The sequence below is a fragment of the Methanobacterium formicicum DSM 3637 genome (genome assembly GCF_000302455.1).
Classification (GTDB): Archaea; Methanobacteriota; Methanobacteria; order Methanobacteriales; family Methanobacteriaceae; genus Methanobacterium; species Methanobacterium formicicum_A.
Genome location: NZ_AMPO01000001.1, coordinates 29230 through 45208, shown reverse-complemented (window position 1 = coordinate 45208; position 15979 = coordinate 29230). Strand labels below are relative to the sequence as shown.

Below are 15979 nucleotides of genomic sequence, written 5' to 3'. Positions count from 1 at the left end.
GATGAGCACTATACTCAAAATATTCGTATTACCTGCATCCCTGATTATCATGTGCTGGGGTGTACTCACCATTCTGGGCGGTCACATCACTCCTGGAGGAGGATTTCAGGGAGGTGCTATGATCGCAGCAGGATTTATATTCTGTTTAGTAGTATACGGGCTTAAAGAAAGTCCATTCCACCTTTCTCATGATTTCCTATCTGGAATAGAAAGTATAGGGGCACTGGCATACGTATTTCTAGGTATTGCTGGACTGGCATTTTCAGGCTTTTACCTATACAACCTGGGAGTAGATATTTACGGTATCGTCCCGGTCTTCATAAAAAACCTGTTTGACTACCCTGACCCCACACATGCCGGGATAATACCCTACCTCAACTTCGTGGTGGGATTGAAGGTTATGGTGGGATTAGCCGCAGTGGTTATAGCATTCATGGGATTCAACGAATACAAAGATGATTCAGAAGAAGAAACTGACGAAGCTGGATGGGAGATTGAATAAATGACATTCTACATTGGACCAATGGTACTGGGATTCCTCCTGGGATTCATACTGGGCAGCCGAATTAAAGAGAACCCTGAAAGTAAACTCAAATTTGACTCCACAGTTTACCTGATCTTCCTGATCATCGCAATCCTGGTTGCCTACTTCCTGGGCCCATTCCCCTATTATCAGGATGCTCCACTGGCCAGCGGTTTTGTAGCAGCAGCAGTGGGAATTATAATGGGTAAATTGATACTGGGAAGAGATAGAAAACCTGAAAAATTGGAGGATTAACCGGTTAATTGATGATTGGCCTACCTATCTAAATCCCTACAATCTAAATCTAATCATTAAAAAATATCTTAATAATCACCAGAGAAACAAAAAAAATCAACTTGGAAGGTAAATCATGTTTCTAACAACCAATAAATGCAAAGGCATTGGAGAATGCATCCAGGAATGCCCTACAGGGGCAATACGCCTGATCGATGGCAAAGCCTTCAGCTGCATAACCTGCGGTGCCTGCATGGAAGCCTGCCCCAACAGTGCAATCTTCCGCAACAAGTACGGAGGATACGTGGTAGACCGGGCTAAATGTAATGCCTGTGGTGTATGTGAACTCACATGTCCAGTTAACAGCATCCATATAGAAGATGGAGTGGTCAGGGGGATCTGTTCTCGATGTGGTATATGCGTCCCAGCATGTCCAGAGGCGGCCCGAATAGATGCATATGATGTTATTGAAGACAGACAGCTTAAATTCCTGGAATCCTTAAATCTCACAGTACAACCTCCCACCCGCTCCAAAAAAGCGGAAGAGGTTGCCCAAAGAACCAGCCTGGTTACCGACAATGAAAAATGCACACTCTGCCGGCGCTGTGAATATTACTGTCCCACTGAGGCCATAATGGTGGATGTAGAACCTCAGGGTAAATGCACCGAGTGCCGGGTCTGTGAAGATGTTTGCCCGGTAGGAGCCATTGAAAACTGTACCATAGACCCTGAAAAATGCACAGTTTGTCTCAAGTGCCTGAAAGAATGCCCCAACCAGGCCATATACGTGGATGACTTCCAGGTGAAGATCCGAAAACTGGAAGAAGATGAAAAACTGGAAGGAAAAATCATATCCTGCCTTAACTGTGGCTTATGTGCCGATGCATGTGAAGGTGGAGCACTTAAAATGATAAACGGGCACCTGCGCTATGATCCCACACTATGTCAGGATTGTGAAACCACTGCCTGCATTGATGCCTGTCCAGTAGGAACACTCAGACTCTCAGAAGACACTGAAAGGAAGATTAAAGGGTTCTGTGTTTCATGTGGTAGGTGTGTTAAGGCCTGTGACATTAACGAAGCACGCAGCTTCCAGCACGTTACCTGGGATGGTTCAGTCACCGAAGACTGCATATCCTGTGGAATATGTGCAGAAATATGTCCCAAGGATGCCATCACCCTCAAAAGAGGAAGCATTGAGGTGGACACTGAAAAATGTGTGTTGTGTGAAAAATGTGCCATTCACTGTCCTGTAAATGCAATACCCACCACCACCATGCGTAAAAAAACTATCAAGGAAGGGTTTGCCTTTGTGATGGATAAAATGTGCATGAACTGTAAGTTATGTACCAAGATATGTCCAGAAGAAGCCATAGCTGAGGATGAAAATGGTAAGATTGTGGTGGACGATGATAAGTGCATCTACTGTGGTGGTTGCAGCAATGCCTGCCCAGCCAGGGCCATACTATTTGAAAGGGAATTCGAGGTGGAACAATGACTAATCTGGTCCTTATATTCCTGGAAGGAGCTTACACCAACCTTAAAAGGATCCTATTTGCCAGTGACCGGGTCACGGATATGGACGTACGAAACATGATCCTGGAAGGGAGGGTAACACCCACCGACAAGGTGGCTGAAGTATCCTGTATTGGATGCGGTGGCTGCAGTAACGCCTGTCCCACAAAAGCCATAGAAATGGTGGACCTGGATGAACCAGTGGAACTAATGGAAGGATTGACCAAAACACAGTTACCAGTCCTTCATAGTGAAAAATGCGTGCACTGTTATTACTGTCACGACTTCTGTCCATTATATGCTTTATTTGGAGAAGCAGGAACCATACATCCCAATGATGTGGGAGAAGTCTCATCAGACATATCTGGGCTCCTTGAAAAGCCAGTGAAAATATCTGATGATAAAATAGCGTTTATATCACAGTACCTGGCCGATAACACCATTATAAGAAAAAGAAGGGAATAAAGAAAATAAAAGCATGTAAATGCTATAAATTAAGGGATAATACCATAAAATAAAAGATTACCATAATGAAAGATTTAAATTTACCATAAATCCATAAAATCTTTAAGAGGAATCATATGAGCCTGAAATCATATTCAAGGGGTCGAGCCGTACACGTGATGCTGGTGTATACCGGAGGATGCAACGGCTGTGACATAGAGATAGTTAACTGCATATTATCTCCCAAATTCGATGCAGAACAGTACAAAGTATTTTTAACCTGGAACCCCAGGGAAGCAGATGTACTGGTGGTCACTGGACCCGTAACCAAACACAATGAACAGCCCCTCCGAGAAATATACAAAGCAATACCCGAACCAAAAGCAGTGGTAGCTGCAGGAGCCTGTGCCCTCATGGGAGGAGTGTACAAGAATTGCCATGGGGATATACCATCCGAAGAAATCGCAGGACCAGTTGACAATATCATACCAGTTGATGCCAAAGTACCAGGTTGCGCTGTGCGCCCCCAGGATATAGTAGCCGGATTGGTATCAGCATTACCATTACTACTGAATGCGGACTAAAATTTGGAATTAAGAGAGTGTTTGTAAGTAAAATGGACCAAAATCCCAACTTAGCTCATCCGATCAGAAGTTCATAAAAAACCTAAATAAAAATCTTTAAATCATCAAAACTTAGCTCATCAAAATCTAATTGGTTAACCCAAAATTAATAAAAATCCTTAAATCATCAACTAAAAAACCGAGATATTATTTAAAACTCATGAAGGTGTAACATATGGACGATAACAAACAAAACCGGACGGTTATCGAGGCAGAAATTCCAATGGGGACTGTTCACCCTGCTGCACTTGAACCATACCGGCTCAGACTCTTTGTGGAAGATGAAATCGTCCGCGATGCGGAGATAACTGTAGGAGTTAATCACCGGGGAGTGGAGCGGATCATGGAAGGCCTGCCTGTGGAGAAGGCTAACAGCCTAACCGAGAAGATCTGTGGAATCTGCTCCAACAGCCACATCTGGAACTCCTGCCGAACAGGAGAGATAGCCCTGGGAATAGAAGTACCAGAAAGGGCAACCTACATTAGAATCATAATGGAAGAGCTGGAAAGACTCCACAGCCACTTACTCTACCTGGCCCACGGAAGCGAAGTACTGGGTCATGAAACATTTTCCATGCGCCTGTTCTACATCCGAGAAACAGTAATGGACCTCCTGGGCATGATTGGAGGGAACCGTGTGCAATACGGTTCAGCTGTACTGGGTGGAGTTCGCCCCCGATGTGAACTGGATGAAATGCGCTTACAGAAAATTACAGAAGGAATGGACTTACTTGAGGAGAAAATAACCGCATTCGCTGACAGATTTGTCTCTGACCCAATGGTAATGAGCAGAATCACAGGAGTAGGAGTTATCAGCCAGAAAGATGCCCTCAGACTGGCCTGTACTGGGCCCACACTGCGTGCTACTGGTGTTGCCAGGGACTTAAGGAGGGAAATGGAAGAGTACGATCCATTCGAGTTTGATGTAATCACCCAGGACGATGGGGATGTCAAATCCCAACTACTGATGAGGGTGTTTGAGAATTTTGAAGCCATCAAGATCATACGTCAAGCAGTCCGCGACCTCCCCGATGGCCCTATAACCAACAGGAGCTGGGAGATGCAGGACACACCCCTTACCAAGAGTTATATTGAAGTTCCCAGGGGAACACTTTACCATTCTTATTCCCTGGAAGATGGCAGGGTTAGAAACTGTGTCATACGAACCCCATCAATGGCTAACATTGGAGCCATGCAACATGCCTGTATAGGCCATCACATTACAGATGCCCAGCTTTCAGTGGTGCAATGTGACCCCTGTTTCACCTGCACTGACCGGGCAATTGAGATCATTAAGATATGAGGAGAATAAACCATGGACCTTACATATTCCCTAATAGCAGTAATAGGCACCCTGGTGGTGGCCTTCATAGTGAGTCTCTTCTTACCAGGCATTGAACGGAAATTCATCCATGCCAGGATACAGCAGAGGGTAGGACCACCCATTACCAGCCCCGGGATCATGGCTCCTTTAAAATTCTTCTTCAAACAGACCATAACTCCAGAATCCCCAATGCCCCGATTGTACAATGCATTACCACTCATAAGTCTGATAATTGTCGTAATCCTGTTGTTATTCCTCATCCCGCAGATGTACTTTGTAGGAGCACTGGCCAGTATAATTGCCCTGGTAGGATTCCTTAAGGTGGAAGAAATAATGTACATGTTCATGGGAAGCCTCTCCAGATCCGTACTTTCAGTACGCATGCCATTCCCAGATAAAGCCAAAGGAGCAGCACATCCTGAAACACCACAATCATTTTTCGAGGACCTGAGCAGTCTCCGAGCCTTCCGACTAATAGCATTTGGGTCATTCCCCTTGTACATTGCCATGTTCGTGGCAGTGGCCATGACTGGAAGCATCTACCTACAGGATATCATAAACTACCAGCAGGTACACGGACCCATACTCTTCACTGTGGCTGGAGTAATGGGAGCAATTGTATTCTTCATTGGATACATGATCCTCCTGAATGAATACCCATTTGCCATATTAAAGGGAAAACCAGATGTAGTTGAAGGACCCTACCTGGAATACGCAGCAAAATACAGGGCATATGTTTATATCACCCGTGGATTTTTGATGTTCACCCTGGCAACCCTGTTTGCCACCCTGTTCCTGGGAATAGCACCCAACATCCTGAACCCCTCATTCATCATCACCCTGATTGTGGCATTACTATTCCCAATGCTCATGGCAGTCCTCAGTGCATTCTCGCCAATATTCACATACAAACAGTTCTATCCAACTGTTGCTGGGGTTTCCATCATAGGAGTACTGGCCATAGTCGCAGCTTTACTTTAAAAAGCTTCAATTCAAAAATAGTTAATCCCTAAAGGTTTTTAACCCTTTATGGGATTTAAACCTTATAATATTCTGGAAATGAATTTATAAATAAAAATCATGGTGAAATGAAATGAAAATTGTGATAAGACCTCATCATATCATAAGTTTAGGGGGTTACATTGTGGAAACAGATTTCCCCTACCGGAATGTGATTGTGGTAAACCCCACAGCAGAGCCTATAAAACTGGAGGTTCCAGTATTTTCTGAGGAATGGATCGAAGAACAACGCCAGCTTGGGCTTGAACTCACCCCCCTCACGGAAGAAGATAACTACCTGAGTAACTTCCGTAAAGCCAAGGCCAAACTGGAAAAATTAAAGGCAGAAAAAGGAATAAAGGCAGAATAATAATTTAAAAAGCAATGCTGCCTTATTTTAACCTTTTATTTTTATTTATTTTTATTTTAATACGCAAAATATAGTCGGTTAAGCTATCAATTGTTTTTGTATTCACCGGAATTCATCAGATTCCTCTTCTTCAATCATTTTATTCTAATTCTTTTAGATTGGCCTGGAAAGATCGAGCCACTATTGGATTGGCCGCAGGTTTTGGTAATCCTAGTTCTTTTAAAACTGTCTTGCAGAATTCCATTGGTTCAGAAGATGAATTTTCTGAGGCAAGTTTTTCAACAATTTTCTTGATATTCTGAAGATAATCCAATGCTTCAACCATCCGCTGGTGTACATTTTCCCCTTTTTGAGGTTCATCCCATGAGGCTAACAGTAATTCCACATCCTCAACACCCATCAACATCTTAATGGATTGGATGGATCCAGTAAAGTCATCATAGATCGGTAAATCTCCCTGTATAGGCACTGCATCCCCGGTAATTAAAACCCTTTCAGATGGGATCTGTATGGAAATGGAACCTTTAGAATGACCCGGGGTGTGTATAACTTTCAAATTAATGTTGCTGCCTAACTCAACAACATCCATATCCTCCAAAACATGGTCCACCTTAACAGATCCTTCTACCAGGGAATGGAAATTGGGAACTGGTCTTTCCATAAACTGGAGATCCACATCTTCAATCCAGGATTTCTCACCTTCATGGGCTGCTATTTCACAACCAGATACTTTCTGGATAGATTGGGCAGAGCCAACATGATCTGGATGGGAATGGGTTAAGATCAATAAAGAGATTTCATCCGGCGTGTGTCCTGTTTTTTCCAGATAATCAAAGATGAATTTTTCTGAAGAGCTAACTCCACTATCTATCAGGCAGATTTCATCTCCAAATATCAGATAAGAGTAAACAAAGCGTTCCAGAGTTCCAGAGTCTGTTTTAACCTGGAATGGAATTTTAATGGCGTGAACGTGTTCTGTAATTTTCATAGATGAAATTGGATGTTGATCCTTTTTAAATTAACGGGAGGTGAATTTATTGGAGTTAAGTGAATTTATGGAGTGATTTATTGGATTTATTGGAGATTATGATGTTCAGGTGTGGTTGTGTTTACTTGTGATTTGTTTCTATCTACCCAGATTCGTGTTATGCAATGATTTAATTTTTATTAAAAGTTATGGGTAAGCCTTATTCCCATTTCATACGCTAGCCTGCAATCTTCTGGAAATATTTCGGCACGTCTTTTGGCTTTTTTATTGGAATCAAAACGATCAGCAACCACCTTGGAATAATCATTGAACTGATAGGTATCAAAGCTCATCAGCGATTCTGCAGAACCAAATAACATTTTAAGATAATTTTCATTAGTTTTGAACATGGTGGTGTAACCATATCCATCCAACTGCTCTTCCCTGATGTTCATGGTGTAAATGAACCCGGTTTTGATTTTATTGGGGAAGAGTGACTGGATGGGATCGGTGTAAGTCAAGTATGGAAACAGTAAACGTTCCAGGAAGGATCTCATTTCCCCGGTAACTGTTCCCAGGTAAATGGGAGATCCCAGTATGATTGCATCAGATTCTTCAATCTTTCTTAGGATAGGGGTTAAATCATCCTTCACTGCGCACCGCCCGTAACTTTTACTCCCCTTTGTTTTACAGGTGAAACAACTGTTACATCCTTTATAATCCAGATCATAAAGATTAATCAGTTCAGTTTCAGCTCCCTCTGACCTGGCCCCTTCAAGTGCATTTTCAAGGAGGGTTGCGGTATTCCATTTCTTTCTTGGACTTCCATTAAATGCCATAACCTTCATAGTGTGCCTCCATTTTAAAATTTAAAACCAACATTCTTATCTCTATACAATCACTCTTACCAACCAATCCACTTAATTTTATTCTTTACTTCTGTACGTGGTGTTGGATGGGGTGTTTCATCTGGATATCCTAAAGGTGTTACTGCTACTATCTCTTTGTCCGGGGAAATATCTAAAATACGGCGTAAATTACTCTCATCCCTCAATGGTCCTGTCATCCAGCAGGTACCCAGTCCCATATCTCCTGCAGCAAGTACCAGATTTTCCATGGCAGCACTTGCACTTTCCAGAAAGGCTTTTTGCTCCCGCGGATCCTCATTTGTTTCAGCTAGCACCACTATAACTACTGGGGCACCACCAAAATGAGCTGCAAACTTTACAAACTTTTCACTGGAAATTATTTCACTATCATTTTCCATTTTACTTATAAATTCTTCTATAACTCCTTTGTAACTATTACCCAGCGGTTTAAGTAATTCACCTGAGATAACCAGGAACTCCCATGGTTGTCTATTCATTGCAGATGGCGCCCAGTTAGCAGCATCTAATATCTTTAAAATATCCTCTTTATGCACTGATTGACTTTTATATCTCCTGATAGATCTTCTATTTTTAATTAAATCAAAAAATTCCATATCAATCATTTCCCTCATTTAATTTTGATAACTTCTTGTTGAAATCCATTATTTTACTTCGAGAGTGTATATTATCTGTAATTGTCAAAGTTTAATCCTTTTTTAGTTTTTTAAAGTAATATTCCACTTGTTAAAGAGATAAAACTTATCATTAGGTTGTTAAGTTAAGAAATTAGTTTAGTTAACTTAAATAAAAAAAATAAAGATGCTTAATCACAGCATCCTTTAACGTCTTTACACATTTCTTTTCCTTCTTTGGTACATTTTATTTCCATCCCATTTTCAGTGCGGATGATGGTTGCCACAGTTTTATCTCCGCAGACTATTTTGCATTCTTTGTTTTCCATTTTTTACCTCCAAATATTTTAACACTATTGGTTATCCGATAACATTATTTATATTTGTCGGTAATCCGATATTGGATTACAGATATTGGCTACCCAATATTGGATAACAAATATTTTTTAATGGTAGTGTTCATACCATGAGCATGAAATGCTGTGAGATGAAGGGTTTTTTAACCTATCTAATACTCTGGATTTTGAACAAAAATAACTTAAATGGGGCCCAAATCAGCAGAGAATTGGAAAAAAGGAGAGGAAACAAACCAAGCCCAGGTACAATATATCCTGCCTTGAAAGAATTAAAAAATAAAGGTTTAATAAAGATGGATGATGATAAAATTTATTCATTAACCGATGAGGGTCAGGAAGAACTTAAATCCGGCTGTGAATTCTTCTGCAAGATTTTTTATGATATGGAAGAGATGTCCAATTTTCCAAGATGATTATTTTTAGATTTATTCACCTTAGGATTACTTCACCTTAAATACTTAGGAATTCGCCTTAGATAATTAACATTTTAGGAAAATACGCCCAAAATTAATAATTAATCTACTGGTTAACCTAACTGGAAATTATTATTTTTGACTTTGGGAGTACCTTCGATATCGAAAAAATTAATATGGAACTTTTTTTCTCTATAAAGACATCATGTATGTTATTTATTACTCTCACTTTTAAAAAATCAATTCTAGAAGTAATTGGTTCATTAATGATGTTATGGTGGAATAACTGTTGATGATATCTTTTTTTTAAAGAAATAAGGTTTTTTTCAGGATATTCAAAAGCCCAGCTCTTGCACATGGTGATTTAAAGCCATGGATCAATAGCATCATCATCCTAAATAGTTATATTTTTTATAAATAAGTCCTAATAACGTTTGGTTTGCTTAAAAAATAAACCAATAAAGCTTATTCAAATACGACTTTTCAAAACCGTTAATTAATCCGTTAAATTGAAAAAAAAGCCTTAGAATAGATTTTTTTGGTGAAATTCCATCAAAATATTTATATAGTATGGGAACTGATCAATTGTTGTCCAAATAGCGTCCAATATCTAAAATAAGATGTTAGCGGACACGGAGGCGGTATAATCTATGAAATAATTATATTTTCAGTGTTAACTTTCATTAGTTTGGCACTACTTTCTCACATCAGCAGTTCTGTAGTATCTGGTGATGAGATGGCACCCTTCAGTGAGGTAGGATCATGAATGAAAAATTAAGCAGGGTGCTGCTGTTAATGGGTGTAATGTTAACGGTAACGATTGTGGTGGCATTGGCACTTTATGCATCTGGAATTTCAGAAAATAATTCTAACTTGGCAAAAGAGGAGGTAACTGCGATGGATAATAACACTACAAATAACAATACCACTAATTCATCCAATAAAAATATTAAAAATTTAATATCTCCGGCAGAAGCTCAGGAGATAGCAGAAAAATTCATAAAAGAACCAGGGGCAACGGCAGGAATACCTAAATGGGATGAATCCGGTCATGAAATGGTTTACATAGTTCCAGTGGTAATCAACGGAACTAATGTGGGAGAAATAACCATAAACGCCCTTACAGGTGAGAATATGGGTGGTGCAGGAGGAGTGTCCTAAGGGACATTTTCCTTAACTTCCCTTACTGGATCTTAAATCTTCAATTAGAATTAGATATGTTCTCAGATTCTTCTTTTAAAGCAAGGTTCATTAGTTCAAAACCAGTCTTGGTATTTTTTAGCAGAGTGGATCCAAAGGGAACAAACAATCCAGAAAATCTTTCTTTTTGAATAAACAAAGTTTTATGCTCATTTATTTCCTCAGTGGTCCAGATATGTTCCCCATCAAACAGTTTCCGAATCCATAATACTCCCAACCATCTCAATTTTTTTCCTGGCTGATACTCTAAAATTTTTGGCTTAATTGTCATTCCATTGGAATTAGGTGGTTGTATAAAAGCTTCAAGGATACTTCCTTCCTGGAGATTTCCTGAAATCTTTTTCATAAATGGATTCCAATTTTGAAACTTATCAAAATCAGTCAATATGTCCCACACTGTGCTGGCTGAGGCATTTATCTCGATTTCGGTATAAATTTCTTTCATAACTTTATTCTATTTTTTATATCACTTAAAATTTATTTTCAAAAAAAATTAAAAATAATATAATTGGGGCCTTTTTTTGCAGTTTCTACAATCTCATTTGTTGTAGTTTCTTTTTCCTAGTTTTCTGTAGTTTCCAGAATCTTCCGTGCCACCCTCAAAGCCATGGCCGCAGTGAGTAATATGGTGGGAAGTCCCTGAGAACGGGGGGCCAGGGAAAGATCAGCCACCCACAACCCTTCTGGAAGCCAGGATGGTTTCATACTTGGTACGTCCTCTTTTTTAAGCGGTACAGTTCCCCCCAGATGTCCTCCGTTATGAACGCCTCTGACAAATGGACCAGAAATCCCAGCACCTTCCATTACTTCCTGGGCCTGGCTGATGGCAATATCCAATCTCTCCTGGTCATGACCAGTCAGTGGTTTATCAACGGTTCCATCAGCATAAACCGTGCCCTGTTCAATATCTGCCAGTTTAACCATTAATCCAACCCTATCCTGGATTGGAACCTTTCTCCATGGTTTGTGGAAGTAGTGGGAGAGAATATCAGGATATGGGGATAAAATGTAATCTTCATGTTTGGTGTACCATGCCATGGGTGGCTCTTCCAGCTGTCTGGCTCCGGGCAAGGTTCCTCCCAGGGTTAACACTATGTCCACCCACAAGTGATCTTCTGCCTTTAAACCAGAGTTTTTAAGTATCTGGGCAGTTCCAATACCTCCAGCAGATAGAACAACCACATCTGCCGGGTATTGTTTATTGTCACTGGTTATAACTCCAGTTGCTCTACCATTTTCAGTGGTTACCTTTTCCACTGGAGATTTACTCTGGAGACGTGCACCTTTGTTCACTGCTTCAGCCAGGAATTTTCTGGAATCCCATCGTGCCCCACGGGTGCATCCCAATTCACAAAGACCACAGTAATTACAGCGGGCCATATCAACAACTTTAGGGGTTGGTTGTGGGTTCAAACCCAAATCTTCAGCTGATTGGAACATTTTACGAGTGACTGGTCTCCAGGTTTCAGTGGGAATTGTTGTGGGAGTTAATTCACCCTCAATTTCATCATATTCTGGAGTTAAATCCAGGCCAATCTCTTTTAATCCCCGATCAGCTCTTACCAGATTTCCGCAGGCCAGGACGGTTGAACCGCCTGTTGCAAGGCCCCTTACCAGAACCAGTTCAGGGGATGAACGCTGTATGTTCATGGGTGGGAAGAAATGTTTAAAAGTACCTTCCCCTCCCAGTAATCCGAAACGTCGCAGGGGTTCAGCCCAGGATATATGTCTACTGAAAGGCTTGAAAGGAGGACCTGCCTCCAGTATTAACACTTCAAAACCTTTTGATTGTAATTCACGGGCTACAGTAGCCCCTCCTGCCCCACTACCCACTACTATAGCTCTCATAATTTAATCTCCTAATTTAATCTCCTAAAGTAATTTTCAAAGTAATTTCCTAAAGTAATCCCAAATTAATCTCATAATTTAATTCCATTTGATTTACTAATGGTTTCTATTTTAACAGGTGCTAAACACTCAAAACACCCTTCAGTTATCCTTTTGGTAAATTTGATCTTTACATGGGGATTTAAACCCTGCACCACGCCTTCATCCGCCGCACTTAGTACGTGGCAGGTGTCGGGAGTATAATATTCTGCCAGGTTACAGTGACTGACAAACATGGTTATTTTTCCATTTTCACCTTCTTCTTCAACTTCTTTAATGCTGAATTTGATTCCCAGTACATCATATAAAATCCTGGCAGCAGTGAAAAGATCATCAATACTCTCTCCAACCCCTAAAATTCTCTTGAACTTAACTCCCAGGGATAAACCTTCATTGAACATGGCTTTTCGCCCTTTTTTAATGGCCTCTTCACGCCCCATTGTACTTACCATTCTTTCAACCAGTTTATTATGAGTGGTGGCCATTATTTTTCTTCTTTCATCCAAATTTCCCTTTAAAACCATATCGTGATGTTTTATATTAGATTTTAAATCCTCATCAGCCTGGTCATCCAGCAGTTTTTCCAGGCCACTGGTAGTTTGATGGGCCAGTTCATCCAGGCCCCTTTTTTGGAACCATTCTGGAGTCCAGAGGGATATTATTCTCAGTTTAATTCCCATTAGCTGCCTCCAGCTGGCCAAGGTGTAGAATAAGAGGGTTGGGGGCGCCCTGGTAAAGCGCATCAATCACATCCTGGTAACGCTGGGTGATAATCTCTCTTTTCAGCTTCATATTGGCGGTGAGGTCTCCACCATCAATGGAAAGATCATTGGGGAGTATACCCCATCTTTTAACCTGTTCTGGGTGTGAAAGATCCTGATTAATTTTATGGATGGTTCTTTCTATTTCCAGGGGATCGTAATCATCTTCCACCCAGATAAGTGCAATGAGGTATGGTTTACCTTCACCCACCAGCATCACCTCACTGGTCCCTGGAGCATTGCGTAGTAATGCTTCGATACGTAGGGGGTCAATGCTCTTACCGTAAGAGTTGATTATGAGTTCTTTCTTCCGCCCGGTTATAACCAGACTGCCCTCGGGTGTTATAAAACCAATATCTCCACTTTGAAGCCATCCTCCCTTCTTGGGAGGGGTTACATCCGATTCAAAGTAACCCGGTGTAACCTGGGGCCCCTTAACCAGCACTTCTCCATCCCTGGCTATTATTATATTGGTTTCAGGCAGTGGTTCTCCAACGGTACCTATCCTGTTGGCCCCCCTCCGGTTCAATGTCACCAGGGGTGCCTCGGTTAAACCGTAGGCATTGTGGATCTCCACACCCAGTGAATGATAATCAAGGATTAGGTGCTGGCTGGAAGTAGCAGAACCAACTATAAGTTGAGAGCAATGATCCAGACCAGCTTTGCCTAAAAATAACCTTTTCATCACTGGTTTTAAAATTTTCTTCCGTATTCCTGGTTTTAAATGGATGTAATGGCTGCCCATAAATGAATTCTTCAACTGGGACCATAACTTCTCATAGAAACGGGGTACTGAGAAGAATATGGTTGGTTTTGCCTGGGGAAGGGCCGAGGCCAGATCACCGAAGTCCTCCAGGAAATATATCTTCAGGGGAGCCGGGGCATAATACGGAGAAAATGTCCCAAGTATACCCTCAACAACATGATTCATGGGTAAAAAGGATAGATAACGTACTTCACGATTTCGGTCTTTCCATGGGGGTAGTGAGGCCATACTTTCTGCCATCCACCTCAAATGTTCCTGGTTGAAGGTAACTCCCTTGGGTGTTCCAGTGGTGCCTGAAGTGTAACGGATGGTTGCCAGGTCACCGAAGTCAACTGGGGCTTGAATAAGTGAATTATTTTTAATCTTTTGGTGATCTTTACCCTTTTTGAGGAATTCGGACCAGGATACAATACCGCTGGGTATTGATTGTGACTCCCTGCAGAAGGAAATCATCTCCAGGCTGATATCCAGTTCCGATAGGCGTTTCATAAGGTGAGGAGTCCCAACAAACAGAATTTTCGCTTTGCTGGTTTTTAGAATATTTTCTATCTCTTTTGGGGGGCTGGTGTAATATAATGGAACACTGACTGCTCCTAAAAGGCCGATAGCCACCTCCAATGTAAGGTAACGAGTGCTGTTTAAGCCCACCAGGGCCACCCGATCCCCCCGACCAACACCAGACTCTTTAAGAGAATTGTAAGATGAGATGATATCTTCACGCATCTTTGCTGCGGATTTCTCCTGGACACCATCAGGGGTGATATCATAATATTTCACAGGGTAGCTGCGACTTCCCAAGCGATATAAAACCTGTTCATGAACGGTACGCTCTGAACGATGGAAAAATCCATGGTAAACAGCATACTCCAGGATGTGAGGTAAATATTCCTCCCATTTCAGGTTGTAATCTCCTAAAAAATTATTGATATTATCCCGGCTGAAGGTGTGTTTTTCATTCAGATAGGGTGCCAGTGTGAACAGGGTATTTAAAATCCCAGATTGGGGTCTGGAAGATCGGGCGGATATCCTCTGGATTAGGGGTGCTACTGGTATGAAAATTGGTTGGGGAAGCTTAAGATCCAGTTTATCCTGCGCCCATATCCGTACCTGTTCCAGGAGTTGGCTAATGGTTGGTAAAGTCTCCTGGGGTGCAGTTAAGTGGAATGTTTTCCCTTCCGCTTCCCGGTTGAAGGTTAAATTACCCACGGCATGGGCAACGTAATCAACTGGGACCATATTCAGGGTGAGGTTGGAACTGGTGGGAATGAATCTCAGTTTACCATTTAAATAGAGTTTAAAAAGAGCGTAAACAGTGTTGAATGTTTTTATATCCCCAGTTTCCGAATCTCCAACCACCATCCCTGGTCGGAAGATGGAGTAGGGTACACCTGATTTTAGGACAGCTTGTTCTGCCTCATATTTACTTTCCTCGTAGTTACTCCAGAAGTCTGTTGTAACTTCATTAATTTGATTAACATTAGCTTCATTAGCTTCATTAAAATTAACTTTAGGTATAAATTCAGGGTCTTCTAAGATGAGGCCCTCTCGTTTACCTGCCACGTATGCGGTGGATAAGTGTGAAAAACGTTTAAAAATACCATTTTCCTGGGCCTGGACTGCTAGTTTTAGGAGGTTCCGGGTACCTTCCACATTGGTCTTCCTGAGATCTTCCAGGGGTGCGTGGAGACGGAGATCAGCAACGGTATGAATGATATGGGTTAAGGTCAAAACAAGATTCTGGTAATCTTCATCAGCCATCCCCAGATCTTCTAGGGTAACGTCACCGGGTATGACTGTAACCCGATCATTCAGTGCTTCTTGAAGTTCTCCCCAATCATACCATGACCTTTCAAGACGTAACCTGGCAGTTTCTTTATCTTTAGCTCTTACCATGGCTATAATTTCTATTTCAGGGAGGTAAATTAGCTGGCGGGCGATCTGGGTTCCCAGGAATCCATTTGCTCCAGTCAGTAGCACACGGGTTTTCATTGTTTCTGCCATATTATTCTAACCTATCTTAGTATTCTAAATCTATCTCCGTATTCTAACCGGTCTCAAGTATTCTAACCTATTCAAGTGCCTTCATTTTATTTTGG

General features: G+C 41.4%; 18 protein-coding genes. 10 read left to right on the top strand and 8 right to left on the bottom strand.

What is annotated here, in order from left to right; genetic code table 11:
• Position 1: 1 nt before the first annotated feature.
• The 8 genes from A994_RS00255 to ehbP all read left to right on the top strand — a co-directional run bounded on the left by A994_RS00255 (position 2) and on the right by ehbP (position 6032).
• Entirely contained in the window at positions 2 to 502 is a 501-nt protein-coding gene (locus A994_RS00255) for an MnhB domain-containing protein (RefSeq protein WP_004029228.1), read from the top strand.
• Entirely contained in the window at positions 503 to 778 is a 276-nt protein-coding gene (locus A994_RS00250) for a hypothetical protein (RefSeq protein WP_004029227.1), read from the top strand.
• Positions 779 to 893: 115 nt separating this feature from the next.
• Positions 894 to 2255, top strand: coding sequence for a 4Fe-4S binding protein (locus A994_RS00245; RefSeq protein WP_004029226.1), 1362 nt, complete (start codon positions 894 to 896; stop codon positions 2253 to 2255).
• Positions 2252 to 2737: a 4Fe-4S binding protein gene (locus A994_RS00240; RefSeq protein WP_004029225.1), complete on the top strand. Its 486-nt coding sequence runs from the start codon at positions 2252 to 2254 to the stop codon at positions 2735 to 2737. The genes A994_RS00245 and A994_RS00240 overlap by 4 nt, the downstream gene beginning before the upstream one ends.
• A gap of 116 nt (positions 2738 to 2853) precedes the next feature.
• A complete protein-coding gene (locus tag A994_RS00235; RefSeq protein WP_004029224.1) occupies positions 2854 to 3300 on the top strand; it encodes an NADH-quinone oxidoreductase subunit B family protein in 447 nt (148 codons plus the stop codon).
• Between the two features lie 214 nt (positions 3301 to 3514).
• Positions 3515 to 4642 carry a hydrogenase large subunit gene (locus tag A994_RS00230; protein ID WP_004029221.1) on the top strand — a complete coding sequence of 376 codons (1128 nt, stop codon included), beginning with the start codon at positions 3515 to 3517 and terminating at the stop codon, positions 4640 to 4642.
• A 12-nt stretch (positions 4643 to 4654) separates the two neighbouring features.
• A complete protein-coding gene (locus A994_RS00225; RefSeq protein ID WP_004029220.1) occupies positions 4655 to 5644 on the top strand; it encodes a respiratory chain complex I subunit 1 family protein in 990 nt (329 codons plus the stop codon).
• Between the two features lie 112 nt (positions 5645 to 5756).
• Positions 5757 to 6032, top strand: a complete 276-nt coding sequence (gene ehbP, locus A994_RS00220; protein WP_004029219.1) for an energy-converting hydrogenase B subunit EhbP — start codon at positions 5757 to 5759, stop codon at positions 6030 to 6032.
• Positions 6033 to 6171: 139 nt separating this feature from the next.
• Here the strand turns inward: ehbP and A994_RS00215 are convergent, their stop codons facing one another.
• The 4 genes from A994_RS00215 to A994_RS13200 all read right to left on the bottom strand — a co-directional run bounded on the left by A994_RS00215 (position 6172) and on the right by A994_RS13200 (position 8829).
• Entirely contained in the window at positions 6172 to 7020 is an 849-nt protein-coding gene (locus A994_RS00215; RefSeq protein ID WP_004029218.1) for an MBL fold metallo-hydrolase, read from the bottom strand.
• Between the two features lie 179 nt (positions 7021 to 7199).
• On the bottom strand, positions 7200 to 7847 hold the full coding sequence (locus tag A994_RS00210) for a flavodoxin family protein (protein WP_004029217.1): 648 nt from the start codon (positions 7845 to 7847) through the stop codon (positions 7200 to 7202).
• Between the two features lie 56 nt (positions 7848 to 7903).
• Entirely contained in the window at positions 7904 to 8500 is a 597-nt protein-coding gene (locus A994_RS00205) for a nitroreductase family protein (protein ID WP_004029216.1), read from the bottom strand.
• Positions 8501 to 8691: 191 nt separating this feature from the next.
• Entirely contained in the window at positions 8692 to 8829 is a 138-nt protein-coding gene (locus tag A994_RS13200; RefSeq protein ID WP_157787239.1) for a hypothetical protein, read from the bottom strand.
• Between the two features lie 158 nt (positions 8830 to 8987).
• On the opposite strand from A994_RS13200, the gene A994_RS00200 reads away from it, so the two are divergent.
• Both A994_RS00200 and A994_RS00195 read left to right on the top strand, forming a co-directional pair.
• Positions 8988 to 9269: a PadR family transcriptional regulator gene (locus A994_RS00200; RefSeq protein WP_100222223.1), complete on the top strand. Its 282-nt coding sequence runs from the start codon at positions 8988 to 8990 to the stop codon at positions 9267 to 9269.
• Between the two features lie 762 nt (positions 9270 to 10031).
• Positions 10032 to 10430: a PepSY domain-containing protein gene (locus tag A994_RS00195; RefSeq protein ID WP_004029214.1), complete on the top strand. Its 399-nt coding sequence runs from the start codon at positions 10032 to 10034 to the stop codon at positions 10428 to 10430.
• A gap of 40 nt (positions 10431 to 10470) precedes the next feature.
• On the opposite strand, the gene A994_RS00190 is transcribed toward A994_RS00195, so the two are convergent.
• The 4 genes from A994_RS00190 to A994_RS00175 all read right to left on the bottom strand — a co-directional run bounded on the left by A994_RS00190 (position 10471) and on the right by A994_RS00175 (position 15884).
• Positions 10471 to 10914: an SRPBCC domain-containing protein gene (locus A994_RS00190; protein WP_004029213.1), complete on the bottom strand. Its 444-nt coding sequence runs from the start codon at positions 10912 to 10914 to the stop codon at positions 10471 to 10473.
• Between the two features lie 116 nt (positions 10915 to 11030).
• A complete protein-coding gene (locus A994_RS00185; protein WP_004029212.1) occupies positions 11031 to 12317 on the bottom strand; it encodes a GMC family oxidoreductase N-terminal domain-containing protein in 1287 nt (428 codons plus the stop codon).
• A 71-nt stretch (positions 12318 to 12388) separates the two neighbouring features.
• Positions 12389 to 13036, bottom strand: coding sequence for an L-2-amino-thiazoline-4-carboxylic acid hydrolase (locus A994_RS00180; protein ID WP_004029211.1), 648 nt, complete (start codon positions 13034 to 13036; stop codon positions 12389 to 12391).
• The gene (locus A994_RS00175; RefSeq protein ID WP_004029210.1) at positions 13026 to 15884 is read right to left on the bottom strand and encodes an AMP-binding protein; all 2859 of its coding nucleotides are present in this window, start codon (positions 15882 to 15884) and stop codon (positions 13026 to 13028) included. The genes A994_RS00180 and A994_RS00175 overlap by 11 nt, the downstream gene beginning before the upstream one ends.
• Positions 15885 to 15979 lie beyond the last annotated feature (95 nt).

Bases quoted from the DNA above. Each gene is read 5' to 3' on its own strand.
- A994_RS00190 (WP_004029213.1), bottom strand. From the start codon at position 10,914: ATGAAAGAAATTTATACCGAAATCGAGATAAATGCCTCAGCCAGCACA.
- A994_RS00255 (WP_004029228.1), top strand. From the start codon at position 2: ATGAGCACTATACTCAAAATATTCGTATTACCTGCATCCCTGATTATC.
- A994_RS00200 (WP_100222223.1), top strand. From the start codon at position 8,988: ATGAAGGGTTTTTTAACCTATCTAATACTCTGGATTTTGAACAAAAAT.
- A994_RS00250 (WP_004029227.1), top strand. From the start codon at position 503: ATGACATTCTACATTGGACCAATGGTACTGGGATTCCTCCTGGGATTC.
- A994_RS00240 (WP_004029225.1), top strand. From the start codon at position 2,252: ATGACTAATCTGGTCCTTATATTCCTGGAAGGAGCTTACACCAACCTT.
- A994_RS00215 (WP_004029218.1), bottom strand. From the start codon at position 7,020: ATGAAAATTACAGAACACGTTCACGCCATTAAAATTCCATTCCAGGTT.
- A994_RS00210 (WP_004029217.1), bottom strand. From the start codon at position 7,847: ATGAAGGTTATGGCATTTAATGGAAGTCCAAGAAAGAAATGGAATACC.
- A994_RS00185 (WP_004029212.1), bottom strand. From the start codon at position 12,317: ATGAGAGCTATAGTAGTGGGTAGTGGGGCAGGAGGGGCTACTGTAGCC.
- A994_RS00180 (WP_004029211.1), bottom strand. From the start codon at position 13,036: ATGGGAATTAAACTGAGAATAATATCCCTCTGGACTCCAGAATGGTTC.
- A994_RS13200 (WP_157787239.1), bottom strand. From the start codon at position 8,829: ATGGAAAACAAAGAATGCAAAATAGTCTGCGGAGATAAAACTGTGGCA.
- A994_RS00175 (WP_004029210.1), bottom strand. From the start codon at position 15,884: ATGGCAGAAACAATGAAAACCCGTGTGCTACTGACTGGAGCAAATGGA.
- A994_RS00205 (WP_004029216.1), bottom strand. From the start codon at position 8,500: ATGAGGGAAATGATTGATATGGAATTTTTTGATTTAATTAAAAATAGA.
- ehbP (WP_004029219.1), top strand. From the start codon at position 5,757: ATGAAAATTGTGATAAGACCTCATCATATCATAAGTTTAGGGGGTTAC.
- A994_RS00230 (WP_004029221.1), top strand. From the start codon at position 3,515: ATGGACGATAACAAACAAAACCGGACGGTTATCGAGGCAGAAATTCCA.
- A994_RS00195 (WP_004029214.1), top strand. From the start codon at position 10,032: ATGAATGAAAAATTAAGCAGGGTGCTGCTGTTAATGGGTGTAATGTTA.
- A994_RS00225 (WP_004029220.1), top strand. From the start codon at position 4,655: ATGGACCTTACATATTCCCTAATAGCAGTAATAGGCACCCTGGTGGTG.
- A994_RS00235 (WP_004029224.1), top strand. From the start codon at position 2,854: ATGAGCCTGAAATCATATTCAAGGGGTCGAGCCGTACACGTGATGCTG.
- A994_RS00245 (WP_004029226.1), top strand. From the start codon at position 894: ATGTTTCTAACAACCAATAAATGCAAAGGCATTGGAGAATGCATCCAG.